Source organism: Bacillus sp. F9_6S_D1_P_5 (assembly GCF_054823925.1).
Genome location: NZ_JBTREW010000004.1, coordinates 96,321 through 113,143, shown reverse-complemented (window position 1 = coordinate 113,143; position 16,823 = coordinate 96,321). Strand labels below are relative to the sequence as shown.

Genomic DNA, 16,823 nt, shown 5'->3' with positions numbered 1-16,823 from the left:
CCTAATACGGACAGACAAACTTACCACCTCTAAACTTCAAGAGTGAACTGCATGATGCATTGTAATTCTTGGCGGATAAAACCGTTATCAATTTACACGAGCTATAAAATGAGCTTATTTTGTTATAAATTCATTTTATTAGAATAAGGGTGGAACCACGATTTCAACACTCGTCCCTTTGTTAGGGACGGGTGTTTTTTGCGTTCTTTTACGGGGAAGTATGCTTGAAAGAGGACATATGACGGATTTTAATTCAGAATATTTTGTCAATAAATCATTTAGGAGGTTAGTAGAAATGAAATCATCTTTAAAGTTTTCTGAGATGTTTGCAATAAGTTTAATGTTATTTGCACTATTTTTCGGTGCAGGTAATATGATTTTTCCACCAGCGTTAGGGCAAGGTGCTGGAACAGACGTATGGATTGCGTTATTTGGCTTTATCGTAACAGGTGTTGGGTTACCTTTATTAGGAGTTATCGTTATCGCTCTAAAGGGAGATATTAATGAGCTAGCAGGGCGTGTACACCCTATATTCGCACTAGTTTTTATCACTGCAATTTATTTATGTTTAGGCGTATTCGTAAGTGTGCCACGTACAGGAACTGTTGCTTATGAAATGAGTGTTGCACCGTTTTTACCAAGTGAGATAGCTGGTCAATCGTATCCACTTGTTATCTTTACATTCATTTTCTTTGCCGTAACTTTCTATTTAGCTTTAAACCCATCGAAATTAGTGGGCCGCATCGGTAAAGTATTAACTCCGATTTTATTAGCTGTTATTGCAATTATTGTAGTGAAAGCACTTATTACACCAATTGGAGAATTTGGTGCACCGACAGAAGCATATAGTGCTCCGCTCTTTAAAGGTTTTATTGATGGATATTTAACTTTAGATGGACTTGCAGCACTAGTATTCGGGAATGTTGTTATTAATGCTTTAAAAGCAAAAGGTGTTACAAATAAGAACAGCATTGCGAAAGTAACAATCTTTGCAGGATTTATTGCAGCGCTCGGTTTACTACTTGTATATTTAGCGCTTGCTTACCTGGGAGCTTCTAGTGTATCTCTTGGAATGGGAGCAAATGGAGGAATTATTTTAACAAACGTTGTAAATCATTTATTTGGTAGCTACGGCACTCTATTACTAGGAATCGCAATTTCAGCAGCATGTTTAACAACTTCTGTAGGTATTGTGGCAGCTTGTGGAGAATATTTCTCTTCCTTATTACCAAAGCTTTCTTATCAAAAAGTCGTTTTCATTTTCTGTGTATTAGCATTTATGGTAGCGAATCTTGGATTAACTCAGTTAAATGCATTAGCATTACCGATTTTAATTGCAATTTACCCAATTGGTATCGTGCTGATTGTATTATCACTTGTTGAAAACTATATTCGTCTTCCTTTAGTAATGTATGTATGTGGTATTATAGGAGCATTCATGATCAGCTTCTTTGATGGATTGCACAATGCGAATCTTCAAATTGCAGCATTAGCACCTATTTTAAATAAAGTTCCGTTATATAGTGTAGGGATTGGTTGGTTAGTTCCTGCTCTAGTAGGTATTGTAATTGGATATGTCATTTCTTTGTTTCAAAAGCAAGAAGTTGCTGTAGAAAAATAGTGAAAAGAGGCTTTCTATGAAAGAAAGCCTCTTTTTTTGTAGAAAAAATTGCATATAGGGAAATTTAGATATTAAAAATTTCATACGTAATATAGTTGACAAAAAAATTAGCATTAGGCTAAGATTGACTTAGTTGTGGAAATATTGGAAGGAAAGTGAGGAGTGAAAAGTATAAGGTTTTCTATAACGATATCATTTTGTAGATAGAGGTGATAGAGTAGAAGAATGATGAGTGTTATTTTTTTTGAGCTTCATTGAGAATGATAATCAACAAAAGAGATAGGGACTTATGTGAAAATATGAATCGCTCTTTATAAGGAATAGAGAGGGATATTATTTTTAACATGTAGTGAGAATGATAATCAATAATATCTACATTACATAAAAAAGTTACAATTAAATAGTGATAGAGGATTATTATTTTTTTTCTTATAAAATGAGAATAATTATCATTTTCAAAAATTATGTATGAAGGATAAACAAGGAGGAAGTAAGCCAAATGAGAAAGATTTCTGTATTACCCGCTTTTATTATAACGTTCGTATGTATGCTAGCTTTTCTTGTCATGCCATATGGGAAAGTTTCAGCACAACTAGCTGACGGTACGTATGATATTAACTATGTCATTCAAAAAGCGGAAAATGATTCAGCTTCAATGGCAAATGATTATTTTGAAAAACCAGCTAAGTTAGTTGTAAAAAATGGTGAAATGAGAGTACAAATTCCGATGAATCATAGTGCTTGGATTACAGAATTTAAAGCACCTGAGAATGGAAATTTCGTTGATGCAAAAGTTGTTAGTAAAGATGAATCAGCAGATAAAAGAACTGTAGAGTTTAAAATAGACGACTTATCTAAACCAGCAGCTGCAAAAATTCACGTTGTTGTACCTAACGTAAATTATGACCATAACTACACAATTCGCTTTGCATTTGATGCAAATGTAAAAGCGGTAGGTGGAGAAAATAAAGCAACTACTGTAACAAAGAATAATGATCAAACAAAAACAGATACGAAAGTAAAAGAAGAAGTGAAGAAAGAAGAGAGTAAAGAAGCAAAGAAAGAGGCGAACAAAGGAACAAATGAAAGTGGTAAAGCTGAAAAAACAGATAACCCAAAAACAGGCGATGAAGCACGCATCGGATTATTTGCAGCGTTAATTCTTATTTCAGGTGTTTTCTTAATTCGTAAAGTACGTCAAAACTAAATAAAGGAGCGTTATTCCATTGAATAGATATCTTAAAATTGTTGTTGCGATGTGTTTAATGATATTTACATTCGTATCAACATTACAACCTCTTGCAGTTCAAGCAGCAAGTCAACTAGCTGACGGTGAATATTCAATCGGTTTCAAAGTTCTTAAGGATACATCAGATGAAGAATCTATGATGAATCAATACTCTGTAAGTCCAGGAACTTTAAAAGTGAAGGATGGGAAGAAGAAGGTATCCTTTACCTTAGAACATAGTTCATGGATTACAAAGTTTGAAACAGAAAAAAGTGGCCAGTTTGTTGCGACAAATGTAATTAGTGAAGATAAAGAAAAAGATACAAGAGTAGTAGAATTTGAAGTGGACGATGTAGAGAAAGTATTAAATGCGAAAGTAAAAGTAGACATAGATTTTTTAAATTATCATCATGACTATGATGTGCGTATTGCATTTGATCAAAATAGCATTACACCAATTCATGTAGAAAAACCAGATGAAAAAGAGGACCCAGCTAATAAGCCAGATCCTAATGAAACTACGGATCCAAGTCAGAAGCCCGACCAAAAGCCTGACCCAGATCAACAACCAAATTCTAACACAATTAAAGATGGAGAGTACAGTATTCCATTTAAAGTGTTAAAAAATCAAACAGATGAAGAATCTAAGATGAATACTTACATGGTAAATCCAGGAGTATTAAAAGTAGAAAACGGTAAGAAAAAAGCAATTGTAACACTAACAAGTAGTTCATTAATTAAAAATTTCCAAACGGAAAAAGATGGCGCATTTGCTGATGCAAAAGTAGTGAGTGAAGATAAAGAAAAAGATACAAGAATAGTAGAATTTGAAGTAGATGATTTATCTAAGAAGTTAAATACAAAAGTATTTATCGAAATGGCATCAAGAAACTATAAGCAAACACATGAGGTACAACTTCAATTTAATCAAGAAAAACTTGAGCCAATTAAAAATGAAGAGAAACAACCGGAAGTAGAAAAAACAGAAGTTGAAACAATTAAAGATGGAGAGTACAGCATTCCATTTAAAGTATTAAAAGATAAGACAGATGAAGAATCTAGAATGAAAGACAAGCTAATAAGTCCAGCAGTATTAAAAGTAGAAAACGGTAAGAAAAAGGCAACTGTAACATTAACAGATAACGCATCAATTAAAAATTTCCAAACAGAAAAAGATGGTTCATTTGTTGATGCGAAAGTAGTAAGTGAAAATAAAGAGAAAAATACAAGAGTAGTAGAATTTGAAGTAGACAGTTTATCTAAAAAGTTGAATGCAAAAGTATTTATTGAAGTGGCATCACAAAATTATAAACAAACGCATGAATTACAACTTCAATTTAATCAAGAAAAACTTGAGCCAATTAAAAACGATGAGAAACAACCGGTTGAAGATAAAAAGCCGGAAGTAGAAAAACCAGATGCTGACACAATTAAAGATGGTGAATACAGCATTAGTTTCAAAGCTTTAAAAGATCAAACAGAAGAAATTTCAATGATGAACACGTATACAAAGAGTCCAGGCGTGTTAAAAGTGAAAGATGGTAAAAAATATGTATCATTCACATTAACGAACAGTGCGTGGATTACAAAGTTTGAATTTGAGAAAAATGGTTCGTTCGTTGATGCAAGTGTATTAAGTGAAGATAAAAAAGCTGATACACGTGTAGTGGAAGTAGCAGTAGACGATTTATCTAAAAAGTTAAATGCAAAAGTAAAAGTAGATATCGATTCAATGAATTATCACCATTTCTATGACATTCAATTTGCATTTGATAAAGGTAGTATTAAACCGTTAGACAACCAAGATGGAAACGACAACCAAGGTGAAAACGACAACCAAGGCGGAAACAATAACCAAGGTGGAAACAATAACCAAGGTGAAAACGACAACCAAGGCGGAAACAATAACCAAGGCGGAAACAATAACCAAGGCGGAAACAATAACCAAGGCGGAAACAATAACCAAGGTGGAAACAATAACCAAGGCGGAAACAACAACCAAGGTGGAAACAATAACCAAGGCGGAAACAACAACCAAGGTGGAAACAATAATCAAGGTGAAAACAACAACCAAGGTGGAAACAACAACCAAGGTAATAACACAACCATTGATCCAAAAGCTCTTAAAGATGGTGAATACAGTATTGGCTTTAAAGTTTTAAAAGATCAAACAGAAGAAATTTCAATGATGAACACATATACAAAGAGTCCAGCTGTACTAAAAGTGAAAGATGGCAAGAAGTATGTATCGTTTACATTAACGAATAGTGCATGGATTACAAAATTTGAGTTTGAGAAGAATGGTTCTTTTGTTAACGCAAAAGTGTTAAGTGAGAATAAAGAGCAAAATACAAAAGTAGTAGAGTTAGAAGTAGATGATTTATTTGCAAAATTAAATGCAAAAGTAAAAGTAGATATTGATGCAATGAATTATCACCATTTCTACGATGTTCAATTTGTATTTGATGAAAATAGTATTAAAGCTTTAGGTAACCAAGGCGGAACTGATAACCAAGGCGGAACTGATAACCAAGGCGGAACTGATAACCAAGGCGGAACTGATAACCAAGGCGGAAACGACAACCAAGGCGGAAATAATACACCAAAAGTAATAGTTGATCCAAAAAATTTAGTAGATGGTCAATATGATATTCCATTTAAAGTGTTAAAAGATAAAACAAATGAGCTTTCAAAGATGCATGATTATACTGTACATCCAGCAAAATTAATTGTTAAAGATGGTAAAAAGTACATTGAGATGACGCTGAAAAATAGTGCGTGGATTACGAAATTCCAAACAGAAAAAGATGGTTTATTTGCTGATGCAAAACTAGTGAGTGAAGATAAGAATGCAAATACAAGAGTAGTGCAATTTGAAGTAAGTGATTTATTTGCAAAATTAAATGCAAAAGTAAAAGTAGATATCAACGAAATGAACTACCACCATTTCTACGATGTCCAAATTCAATTTGATACAAACAATATTGGTGCATTAGGAACGATTAAAGAGGATCCAAAAAAAGATCCGAAAAATGATCCGAACAATCCAGTGATTACACCGAAAGTAGATAATGTGAAAAAAGTAGATACGCCTGATTTTAACCGAAATGCAGATGATAAGAAGAAAAAAGAAGGCCAAAAAAATGATCCGAAAAAAGAGAAAAACTCAAAAACGGCAGATACAGCACAACTAGGTTTATACATGGTGCTACTGCTAGGGTCACTTGCTTTACTAGTTCGTAAATATAGAGCACGTAGATTGTAATTTTTGGAGTCTTGATGCGTGTTTGCATGCATCAAGACTTGTTTCATATTGTTTGGAAAGGAGTGGTGATTGAGAGTGAAGAAAATTGCTAGTGTACTAATGGCTATCATTTTATTAGTGAGTATAGCTGGATGCTCGACGCCCAAAAAAGAAGCAGCAAAACAGGTGAAGAGTGAGAGCAAAGAGAGAGTTGTTGCCACGACAGTCGCTATTACTGAAATTATGGATGCGTTAGAAGTAGATTTAGTTGGTGTTCCAACGAGTACGAAAGATTTACCAAAGAGATATAAAGGGTTACCTGAAGTCGGGAATCCGATGAGTCCTGATATGGAAAAGGTAAAATCATTAAAGCCGTCAGAAGTATTATCTGTGACAACACTTGAATATGAATTAAAGCCAGTTTTTGATGGTGTAGGTATGAAAGCAAACTTTGTAGACTTAACTAGCTTAAAAAATATGCAGAATTCCATTAGTAATTTAGGTAAGCAATATGGGCGTGAAAAACAAGCTGAAGCAGTTGTAACGAAGTTAGATAATAAGATTGCAGATATAAAAAAAGCAGTAAAAGGAAAGAAAGAACCGACAGTACTTATTTTATTAGGTGTGCCGGGGAGTTATTTAGTAGCGACAGAGCATTCTTACATTGGAGATTTAGTGAAGCAATTAGGTGGTAAAAACATTGTACAAGGTGAGCAAGTAGAGTATTTAGCCTCTAATACAGAGTATTTAAAAAAAGCAGATCCAGACATTATTTTACGAGCAGCACATGGTATGCCTGATGAAGTTGTAAAAATGTTTGATAAAGAATTTAAAACAAATGATATTTGGAAACACTTCGCTGCAGTTAAAAATAATCGTGTTTACGATTTAGAAGAGCGTTTATTTGGAACGACAGGAAATTTAGAAGCAATTGAAGCGTTAGATGAATTGAAGAAAATGATGTATCCGTGATGCATTTTTATATAAAGGAAGAGTGGAATGAATAAAAAAACTTGGAGTTTCTTCATTGTTACTGTATTACTTATTGTTATGACATCATTGTCAGCAATGAAAGGGAGTTTAGAAATAGGAATAGTGGACCTTGTGCAAGGGATATTTATAGGGACCAATGAAGATGTTGAAGTAATTAAAGATTTACGTTTCCCGCGTATTATTATTGCGCTGTTCACTGGGGCGGCTCTTGCTGTTTCAGGTGTGCTTTTTCAAGCTGTTATGAAAAATCCACTTGCTGATGCTGGCGTAATCGGTATATCTTCAGGGGCAAGTTTTATGACACTTATTATTATTACGTTATTCCCGCAATTCTTTTTCTGGACACCAGTATTCGCCTTTTTAGGTGGTGCGTTCGCATGTTATCTCGTTTATGCATTTTCGTGGAAGTCAGGGTTAAGTCCACTTCGCATTATTTTAGTTGGTATAGCTATTAATGCGATGTTCACTGGATTAAATGAATCGTTCATTACGATTTGCGGATATTTCATTAAGAGTATTAAGCAAACGACGACTTCTAACATAACGATGAAGACGTGGGGCGATGTAGAAATAATGGTTACGTATGGAACAATTGGCCTTATTCTTGCTCTGTTTGTAGGAGCTTGGTGTAATCTATTATCGTTACAAGATAAGACTGCGAAAAACTTAGGTTTGCACGTGACGAGAGTTCGTCTTATTATCTCTGCTATTGCAGTACTTTTAGCGGCAGTATCAACAGCGATTGCAGGTGTTATTGCTTTCGTAGGATTGCTCGTTCCGCACATTTCAAGACAACTAGTCGGTTCAGATCATAAAGTATTAATTCCATTTTCTGCTCTTGCAGGAGCGTTATTAATTTTGACTGCGGATACAATTGGAAGGTTAATTGTGCCACCTAACGAAATTCCAGCGGCGACGATTATGGCAGTTATTGGTGGCCCATTCTTAATATTCTTGCTTAGAAAGAGTGATAAAGTTCATGGAAATTAAAAATGTAACCTTTTCGTATGATAATGTAACAGATCGATTAAAGTCGGTTAGTAGTGAAATAGAAATTGGTAAAATTACAACAATTATTGGTCCAAACGGTTGCGGGAAATCGACATTACTTGGCGTGATGTCAAGAAATCACGATCCTCGTAGCGGAGAGGTAATACTGGATGGAAAGGCGATTAGCCAATATAAACCGAAAGAGTTTGCTAGAAAATTGGCTGTTGTCCATCAACAAAATGAAGCACCGGCAGATATGACGGTAGAGAAATTAACAAGTTTTGGTCGTATGCCTCATAAAAATATTTTTTCCTCGCAAACTGATGAAGATAGAGACGCGATCGAAAGGGCTTTAGCATGTACGAATTTGCTAAGTAAACGTGATAAAGAGATTCATGCTTTATCCGGTGGAGAAAGACAACGTGTTTGGATTGCTATGACGTTAGCTCAGAAAACACCAATGCTCTTTTTAGATGAACCGACAACCTATTTAGATATTTATTATCAACTTGAAATATTAGAGCTAGTAAAAGAGTTAAATGAAGTACATGGATTGACGATTGTTATGGTATTACACGATATTAATCAGGCGATTCGCTATAGTGATCATATCATCGTTATGAAAGATGGCGAGATTGTTACGAAAGGTAAGCCGAATGATGTTGTGACAGAAAGTATGATAAAGACGATATATGGTGTAGATGTCGTTGTAAAGCAAGATGAAGATACAGGGTTGTATATGGTCCCAATGGGTATTTAAATATGTGAACAATCCGTTTTGAGGTGATAATTTGAGTAGTAAAAAAGAACGGAAGAAGAATTCTTTTTTTCAACGAATACTTACAGTTGTTTTTTTAGGTACCTTTTTCTATTCAGTATATGAATTAGGTGATATTTTCATGGATTACTATGAAAATCGTAAAGTAATGGCCGAAGCACAAAATATTTATGAAGAAAGTCCGATGGAAGAGCAATCACAAGACGGGGAAGTGCGTAAACAGTTCAAAGCTCTGCAACAAATTAACGAAGAAATAGTTGGATGGATTACGATGGACGATACACAAATTAATTATCCAATCGTTCAAGCGAAAGACAATGATTACTATTTATTTCGTAATTATAAAGGTGAAGATATGAGAGCAGGAAGCATCTTTATGGACTATCGTAATGATGTGAAATCTCAAAATCGCAATACGATTTTATATGGTCACCGTATGAAAGATGGTTCTATGTTTGGAAGTTTAAAGAAAATGTTAGATGAAGATTTCTTCATGTCACATCGTAAATTATATTACGATACATTATTTGAAGGATATGATCTTGAAGTGTTCTCGGTGTATACAACAACAACTGAATTTTATTACATTGAAACGGATTTTAGCAGTGAAACGGAATACACATCATTTTTGGAGAAAATTCAAGGAAAATCGCTGTACAAAACAGATACAAAATTGACAGCAAGCGATCAAATCGTAACACTTTCGACGTGTGACTATGCGCTTGATCCGGAAGCAGGAAGGTTAGTTGTGCATGCGAAACTAGTAAAAAGACAGTAAAAAAAGTATAGAATATGAGAAGTGGTAACGCTTCTCATATTCTATACTTTAAAAAAGAGATATGTTTACTGTGCTGCAGCCATTGGCATACGTACAACTTTCACATCATAGTAAGAGATTTTATTATCAAGAATATAATCTGGCATTCCACCTTGATGTGAGTGAGCAGCTTTAAATGCTGGGCTCTTCGTCCAACCTTGGAAATCTTCTTTTGCATTCCAGCGTGTGCTAATTGTTACTTCATCATAATCAGCTGTATTTTGTGTTAGAAGCACTTCTAATCCTAAAAAGCCTGGCATTGTTTCGACTTGACCTACTTTATTAAAACGATCAATTAATTTATGTCCATTACCCTTTGTAATTTTAGCTGTATTTGTAACAATAATCATGTTTATTCCTCCTATTAAATGTAGCCTTTATTTTCGAGAACTCATATACATTAAATGATAATGAAAATCATTATCATTGTCAATGATTATCTTAAATTATGATAATATTTTTTTATTACGATTGGTGTAGGCTAATAAACCCCTACGGATTAAAGTTTCACTTTATGTAAGTGCAGTATCCCTCTGTTGAAGGTGTTGACTGTATATTTAACTTGGTTATATATTATGTAAATAGAATCAATTGGAAATATGTAGAAGCAAAGTATGGTTTATACTTTGCTGTCGCAATACTATGAACAAGGAGGGTATTATGGTCGAATCACTTTTACTTAGTATCGTTATTATTATTACGTTAGGTATTGCTTCGCAATGGACTGCATGGCGCTTCCAGCTTCCAGCTATTGTTGTAATGGCAGTTGCTGGATTATTAATTGGTCCAGTTTTCGGTATTATTAATCCGAAAGAGGTGCTTGGAGATGTTTTTAGTCCACTCGTATCACTTTCTGTTGCGATTATATTGTTTGAGGGTAGTTTAAGTTTGGATATACGTGAACTGAGGGGACTATCAAAACCAGTATTTCGTATCGTTACGTTTGGTGCGTTTATTGCTTGGATTGCTGGCTCGCTTGCAGCTCATTACGTTGCTGGATTAGATTGGGCAGTTGCATTTATTATTGGAGGTCTTTTTATTGTGACAGGTCCAACGGTAATTATTCCGTTGTTACGCCAAGCGCGATTAAAGCCAAGGACAGCTGCAATTTTAAAATGGGAAGGTATTATTGTTGATCCATTTGGAGCTTTGCTTGCTGTATTTGCATTTCAAATTGTAAATTTCTTAACGAAAGAAAGTGTACAATTACATACGTTGCTGTATTTCTTTGCAGGTTCGTTATTTGCAATGGTGCTTGGGTATGTGTTTAGTATTTTTATGAGTTATATGATTTTAAAGGGAAAAGTACCAGAATATTTAAAGGCACCGATTTTGCTTGTTACGGTACTATTATGTTTCGGTATTGCAGATGAAGTGATGCATGAAACAGGTATGTTAGCTGTAACAGTAATGGGGATTACGCTTGCGAGGATGAAGAAATATATTTCTTCTATCGGCGATATTCGTCATTTTAACGAAAATATTTCAGTGCTATTAACGTCAACAGTTTTTATTATACTAACAGCATCGCTTCCAAGGACAACTATTATGGAGATTTTTAGCTGGCCTATTATAAGCTTTGTACTTATGATGCTATTTGTTGTACGTCCTTTATCAATCTGGATATCGACAATCGGAACAGAATTAACAAAATCAGAACGAGCGTTAGTTGGCTGGATTGCGCCGCGAGGTATTGTTGCATTAACTGTTTCTAGTTATTTTGCGACGGAGTTATTACAAGAAGGTTATAAAGATGCTTCTATATTAACAGCACTTACATTTGCACTCGTTATTACGACCGTTTGTGCTCACGGATTTTCAATTGGATTTTTAGCGAAGAAATTAGGATTGGCCAATACGGAGCCACCGGGAATTTTAATTTCAGGTGCGAGTACATTCTCATCTGCTTTTGCATTGCATTGTAAAGAGATGGGTGTTCCGAGCTTAATTGTAGATGTATCTGAAGAACATTTACAATGTGCAAAGGTAAAAGGGCTTAATACATATAATGGCCAAGTACTCTCAGAACAGCTGCAATTTGAAGTGGATATGAACCAGTATGAATACTTGATCGCTGTAACAGATACGGATTCATATAACGTCTTGGTTGCAAATACGTATGTTCCGCAGTTTGGACATCATAATACATTTTTACTTCCAATCCATGATGTGGGGAAAATTGAGCAAGAGCGTATTTCTCTTTCGAAAAAAGCGCATTTACTGTTTGGTCAAAATGAAATTTATGAAGAGTTAAATAAAAAGATTGAAGAAGGTTATACTTTTAAAACGATACAAGTTGTGGAAGAACAAAAAATTAATAAAGAAGAGAGCGATTCTGAGGAAGTAATATTATTTGTTCGTCATAGTGACGGTAGTCTTACCTTTTCAACATTGTATAAATATATAGCTGTCATGCCAGGTGATGAGCTAGTTGTACTAGCAAAGCAATAATATGGTATAGTGAAACGAGGCTGTTTTTTCAGTCTCGTTTTTTAAATGCTTCCTAAAGAGAAAGCATGCAAATGGAAAGGAAGTTATTATATGCGATCAGAAGTAACTGTAAAAATAAAACCGAAATTTATAAAAGAAATTAAAAGTGGATATCCGCTTATTTTAAAAGATGCGATTCAAAATCTAAATGATGTTCAGGAAGAAGGAACAATCATTAAAGTAGTAGATGAGAAGAACCAATTCATCGGAAAAGGCTATTATGGAAAACAAAATAAAGGATACGGCTGGATTTTAACGAGAAAAGAGAGTGAACAAATTAATCAATCTTTCTTTGAAAGTAAAATAAAATCTGCCTTACATAAACGAAAGCAATTTTACAAATCAAGTGATACGACAGCATTCCGCGCCCTAAACGGTGAAGGTGATGGTCTTGGTGGCTTAATCATCGATTATTATGATGGCTATTACGTAGTAAGTTGGTATAGTGAAGGAATTTATACTTTCAGAGATGAGATTATAGCAGCTCTTCAAAAAGTAGCAAATTTTAAAGGGATTTATGAAAAAAAGCGTTTTGATACGAAAGGGAAATACATTGAAGGCGATGATTTCGTAGTAGGAGAGCGTGGTGAGTTCCCGCTTATCGTAAAAGAGAATGGTGTGAACTTTGCTGTTTATTTAAATGACGGAGCGATGGTTGGTGTATTTTTAGATCAGCGTAACGTTCGAAAACAAATTCGTGATAAGTATGCAAAGGGAAGAACCGTGTTAAATATGTTCTCTTATACAGGTGCTTTCTCCGTATTTGCAGCGCTTGGCGGAGCGAGCAAAACGACGAGTGTGGATCTTGCAAATCGTAGTTTAAGTAAAACGATTGAGCAGTTTAGTGTAAATGAAGTTGATTATGAAGCGCAAGATATTATTGTAGAAGATGTCTTTCTGTACTTCAAATATGCAGCGAAGAAAAAGATGAAATTTGATATGGTCGTACTTGATCCTCCAAGCTTTGCACGCTCAAAGAAATATACATTTAGTGCAGCGAAAGATTATAAAAACTTATTAAAAGAAACGATTGCCATTACAGAAAATAACGGGATTATCGTTGCTTCTACAAATTGTAGCGCATTCGATATGAAAAAGTTTAAAGGCTTTATCGATACCGCATTTAAAGAAATGAATGGCAAATATAAAATATTAGAAGAACATTCATTACCAGAAGATTTCCGTACCATTGATCAATTTAAAGAAGGAGACTATTTAAAAGTAGTTTTCATCGAGAAAATTAAAGGGTAATAAAGAAAAAGGAGCTCGCTTTTACTTGAGCTCCTTTTCTTATTGAACGATATTTTGTACTCTACCTACTTGCCCGTCCTGCAATCGCACTTTAATGCCATGCGGATGGGAAGGGGAGTTTGTTAAAATATCTTTTACAATTCCACGTGTTAGTTTGCCCGTGCGTTGATCTTGTTTTAATACAATATCAACTTCAAGGCCGGGTGCGATATTAGAACGTTTTTGTCCGTTCATTTATACACCTGTACGTCTACGTTGGTTGTTTGTTTTCTTTGTTTGTTGGTTTTGTAATTTTTTTGTTTCTTGGCTTTGGTTTTTGGCATTTTGACCATTACCGTTACCTTGCTTTTTCTTTGCAAGTTGTTCGCGCATTAAATCAGCTAAGCTTACTTTTTTGTTTTCTGACATGATAAGTCTCCTTTATATAAAGTTAATTATGAACAATCGTAGTGAATTTCATCATATCATTGTTAAGGAAGGAAGGGAAGTTGGTTTGAAAATTCATATAATTGTTTTCAGCATTCATTCGTTGCGATACAATTGATATGTTAATGTTTGCAAAAAAGGGGATAGACATATGTCACATCATATTTTATTAGTTGAAGATGACATCTCAATTCAAGAGATGGTGGAAAAGTATTTAATAAAAGAAGGCTTTCAAGTAACAATCGCGTCTGATGGAGAAGAGGGCGTGAACACATATTTAAAAGGTTCATTTGATTTAATTATTCTCGATATTATGATGCCAAAGCTAGATGGCTTAGAGGTTGTGCGAATCATTCGAGAAAAAAGTGCTGTCCCGATTTTAATGATGTCGGCAAAAGATACAGATGTTGATAAAGCTGTTGGATTAGGACTTGGAGCAGATGATTACATTTGTAAGCCATTTTCTATGATTGAATTAGCTGCACGTGTAAAAGCGAGCATTCGGAGATCTACGAAATATTCGGCTACAGAAACAACAGAAAAGATGATTCAAATTGGTGATTTAACGATTGATCTAACTAATTTTACTGTGGAAAAAAACGGGAATCCTCTCAAACTTACTTTAAAAGAATTTGAGATTCTAAAACTGTTTGTAAAGAATCAAAATCGTGTATTTACAAAAGCGCAAATATATACGCTAATTTGGAACGAAGAGTATTACGGTGACGATAACGTTATTAATGTTCATATGAGAAGATTGCGTGAGAAAATCGAAAGTGATCCATCTAATCCAGAATACATTAAAACGTTATGGGGCATCGGCTATAAGTTGGAAGTGATGTAATATGGTCAATTTGTTAATAGGTATTGTTTTTATATTGTTATGTGTCATTTACATACAATATAAAATGAGGAAAAACAGTAGCAAAAATTTAAGATACACATATGAAAAGTTAGAAAGTATTGTAAATGAACAAACAGGCGAGAAGTTACTCGTTATGACAGATGATCTAGAATTGCAAAAATTATTAGTGGCAATTAATCAATTATTAGATGCAAAACAGAAAACGAATGCAGATCATGCGAAAGTAGAAATTTCGATGAGAAAAATGCTTTCAAATATTTCACATGATTTAAAGACGCCACTAACAGTTATTCTTGGATATACAGAAATGTTAAATAAGGATAAAACGATGAACAAAGAAGAACAGCAAATATTACTTGAAAAGGTACATGTGAAAACGCTAGAAGTCATGGAACTGATTCATAAGTTTTTTGATTTAGCAAAACTAGAATCTGGTGACAAGGCAATTCAGATGACAAAAGTAAATATGAATGAAGTTTGTCGTGAGAAAATTTTATCTTTTTATGATTTAGTGACGACGAAAGGGTTTCAAGTTCATATTAATATACCAGAAAAAAATATATATGCACTTGGAAATGTAGAAGTATTAGGTAGAGTATTGAATAATTTAATATCAAATGCAATTACATATGGAGACGATGGAAAGACACTCGGTGTGACGTTAAGAGATGATGAAGCGAGTGTGTATATAGATGTATGGGATACAGGGAAAGGAATTGATGAATCTCATATTGATAAAGTATTTGAGCGTATGTACACACTTGAAGATTCCAGAAATAGATTGTACCAAGGAAGCGGTCTAGGGTTAACGATTACGAAAAGGCTTGTGGAAGCGATGGATGGAAAAATACATCTTTCTAGTAAGCCATATGAAAAAACGATTTTTACAGTTGTATTAAAAAAGATGCTGTTTTAGCTTGTAGAGAATTAGATTCTACAAGCTTTTTTTCAGCGTAAGGAATTTGTAAGGAATGGGTAAGAAAAAAGAGATTTCCATTGTCTATTATAGAAATATAAAGTAGTGCGAGAGGAGAAAACGACATGACATATATATTAAAAACGAATCAGTTAACGAAAGTGTTTAAAGGGAAAGAAGTTATTTCTAGCGTTAACATGCATGTGAAAAAAGGAGAGATATACGGTTTCTTAGGACCGAATGGTGCTGGTAAAACAACGATTATGAAAATGATTACAAATTTAATAAAACCGACGAGCGGTGAGATTGAAATTTTCGGTGAGAAGTTAACAGATACATCTTATGAAGTATTAAAGAGAATGGGGACGATTATTGAATATCCAATCTTTTATGATAAATTAACGGCGAAAGAAAACTTAGAATTACATTGTGAATATATGGGCTATTACGATAAAAACGCAATTGACCATGCTTTACATTTAGTGAAGCTGCAAGGTATAGATAATAAAAAAGTAAAAGATTTTTCATTAGGAATGAAACAACGACTCGGTATTGCAAGGGCAATCGTAACAAAGCCAGAATTACTCATTTTAGATGAACCCATTAACGGTTTAGATCCAATTGGTATTAAAGAATTAAGAGACTTATTTAAAATGCTCTGCAAAGAATATAGCATTACATTATTAGTTTCTAGTCATATTTTAGGTGAGATGGAACTAATGGCGGATACAATTGGTGTAATTCAAAATGGAAAACTAATAAAAGAAGTTTCAATGAAGAGTATTAACGGAAAACAAACAGAGTACATTGAAATTACCGTTCCTGATGTGAAGCGTGCAGCTTATATTTTAGAAGATAAACTTGGCATAAAAAATTATAAAATAATGAGCGGAAATATGATTCGTGTGTATGATACGGCAGTTTCTCAGCAAGCCATTTCAAAAGCACTTATTATGAACGATGTAGAAATTGAAAGTATTAATAAAAAACATAGTTCCTTAGAAGAATATTTCTTAAATGTAATGGATGGAGAGGGCATTCATGCTTAATGGATTGTTAGTGAATCTAGTAAGTGGATTGATCGTAATGTTCATAAGTGGGATTTTATATTATAGAAAACCTGAGCGGAAATGGTTATTAATTCTAATAGTAATAGGAATGTTAAGCTTCGTTACTGCTGGAATTAGAATGTTAGCAGCGTAGA

16 protein-coding genes and 1 other annotated feature (1 of these 17 only partly in view) are annotated in these 16,823 nt (G+C 34.1%); of the genes, 13 read left to right on the top strand and 3 right to left on the bottom strand.

The features are described 5' to 3' along the window. Positions 1 to 181, top strand: a binding site (T-box leader); it begins 70 nt to the left of the window's first position. A gap of 114 nt (positions 182 to 295) precedes the next feature. The 7 genes from brnQ6 to srtB all read left to right on the top strand — a co-directional run bounded on the left by brnQ6 (position 296) and on the right by srtB (position 9,632). Then, positions 296 to 1,621: a branched-chain amino acid transport system II carrier protein BrnQ6 gene (gene brnQ6, locus ACUXEY_RS07010; RefSeq protein WP_166702963.1), complete on the top strand. Its 1,326-nt coding sequence runs from the start codon at positions 296 to 298 to the stop codon at positions 1,619 to 1,621. Positions 1,622 to 2,120: 499 nt separating this feature from the next. Continuing rightward, positions 2,121 to 2,828, top strand: coding sequence for a heme uptake protein IsdC (gene isdC / locus ACUXEY_RS07005; protein ID WP_166702962.1), 708 nt, complete (start codon positions 2,121 to 2,123; stop codon positions 2,826 to 2,828). A gap of 49 nt (positions 2,829 to 2,877) precedes the next feature. Further along, a complete protein-coding gene (locus ACUXEY_RS07000; protein ID WP_461300420.1) occupies positions 2,878 to 6,114 on the top strand; it encodes an NEAT domain-containing protein in 3,237 nt (1,078 codons plus the stop codon). Between the two features lie 69 nt (positions 6,115 to 6,183). Then, entirely contained in the window at positions 6,184 to 7,065 is an 882-nt protein-coding gene (isdE, locus tag ACUXEY_RS06995; RefSeq protein WP_166702960.1) for a heme ABC transporter substrate-binding protein IsdE, read from the top strand. Between the two features lie 27 nt (positions 7,066 to 7,092). Next, a complete protein-coding gene (locus ACUXEY_RS06990; RefSeq protein WP_461300362.1) occupies positions 7,093 to 8,076 on the top strand; it encodes a FecCD family ABC transporter permease in 984 nt (327 codons plus the stop codon). Continuing rightward, on the top strand, positions 8,066 to 8,836 hold the full coding sequence (locus tag ACUXEY_RS06985; RefSeq protein ID WP_166702958.1) for an ABC transporter ATP-binding protein: 771 nt from the start codon (positions 8,066 to 8,068) through the stop codon (positions 8,834 to 8,836). Before ACUXEY_RS06990 ends, ACUXEY_RS06985 begins: the two co-directional genes overlap by 11 nt. A gap of 31 nt (positions 8,837 to 8,867) precedes the next feature. Next, positions 8,868 to 9,632: a class B sortase gene (gene srtB / locus ACUXEY_RS06980; protein ID WP_166702957.1), complete on the top strand. Its 765-nt coding sequence runs from the start codon at positions 8,868 to 8,870 to the stop codon at positions 9,630 to 9,632. Positions 9,633 to 9,697: 65 nt separating this feature from the next. On the opposite strand, the gene isdG is transcribed toward srtB, so the two are convergent. Beyond that, on the bottom strand, positions 9,698 to 10,021 hold the full coding sequence (isdG, locus tag ACUXEY_RS06975; RefSeq protein WP_461300361.1) for a heme oxygenase: 324 nt from the start codon (positions 10,019 to 10,021) through the stop codon (positions 9,698 to 9,700). A gap of 310 nt (positions 10,022 to 10,331) precedes the next feature. On the opposite strand from isdG, the gene ACUXEY_RS06970 reads away from it, so the two are divergent. Both ACUXEY_RS06970 and ACUXEY_RS06965 read left to right on the top strand, forming a co-directional pair. After that, complete coding sequence (locus ACUXEY_RS06970) at positions 10,332 to 12,122, top strand: cation:proton antiporter (RefSeq protein WP_461300360.1); 1,791 nt, start codon at positions 10,332 to 10,334, stop codon at positions 12,120 to 12,122. Between the two features lie 90 nt (positions 12,123 to 12,212). Beyond that, the gene (locus ACUXEY_RS06965; protein ID WP_074593618.1) at positions 12,213 to 13,412 is read left to right on the top strand and encodes a class I SAM-dependent rRNA methyltransferase; all 1,200 of its coding nucleotides are present in this window, start codon (positions 12,213 to 12,215) and stop codon (positions 13,410 to 13,412) included. Positions 13,413 to 13,451: 39 nt separating this feature from the next. Here the strand turns inward: ACUXEY_RS06965 and ACUXEY_RS06960 are convergent, their stop codons facing one another. Continuing rightward, positions 13,452 to 13,646 carry a YwbE family protein gene (locus ACUXEY_RS06960; protein WP_001014310.1) on the bottom strand — a complete coding sequence of 65 codons (195 nt, stop codon included), beginning with the start codon at positions 13,644 to 13,646 and terminating at the stop codon, positions 13,452 to 13,454. Next, complete coding sequence (locus ACUXEY_RS06955) at positions 13,647 to 13,820, bottom strand: hypothetical protein (protein WP_001293578.1); 174 nt, start codon at positions 13,818 to 13,820, stop codon at positions 13,647 to 13,649. A 169-nt stretch (positions 13,821 to 13,989) separates the two neighbouring features. On the opposite strand from ACUXEY_RS06955, the gene ACUXEY_RS06950 reads away from it, so the two are divergent. The 4 genes from ACUXEY_RS06950 (at position 13,990) to ACUXEY_RS06935 (ending at position 16,822) form a co-directional block, all read left to right on the top strand. After that, complete coding sequence (locus ACUXEY_RS06950) at positions 13,990 to 14,682, top strand: response regulator transcription factor (RefSeq protein ID WP_461300359.1); 693 nt, start codon at positions 13,990 to 13,992, stop codon at positions 14,680 to 14,682. Between the two features lies 1 nt (position 14,683). Continuing rightward, positions 14,684 to 15,619, top strand: a complete 936-nt coding sequence (locus ACUXEY_RS06945) for a HAMP domain-containing histidine kinase (RefSeq protein WP_461300358.1) — start codon at positions 14,684 to 14,686, stop codon at positions 15,617 to 15,619. A gap of 125 nt (positions 15,620 to 15,744) precedes the next feature. Next, positions 15,745 to 16,668: an ABC transporter ATP-binding protein gene (locus ACUXEY_RS06940; RefSeq protein ID WP_461300357.1), complete on the top strand. Its 924-nt coding sequence runs from the start codon at positions 15,745 to 15,747 to the stop codon at positions 16,666 to 16,668. Beyond that, on the top strand, positions 16,661 to 16,822 hold the full coding sequence (locus ACUXEY_RS06935) for a hypothetical protein (RefSeq protein ID WP_074593614.1): 162 nt from the start codon (positions 16,661 to 16,663) through the stop codon (positions 16,820 to 16,822). The genes ACUXEY_RS06940 and ACUXEY_RS06935 overlap by 8 nt, the downstream gene beginning before the upstream one ends. Position 16,823 lies beyond the last annotated feature (1 nt).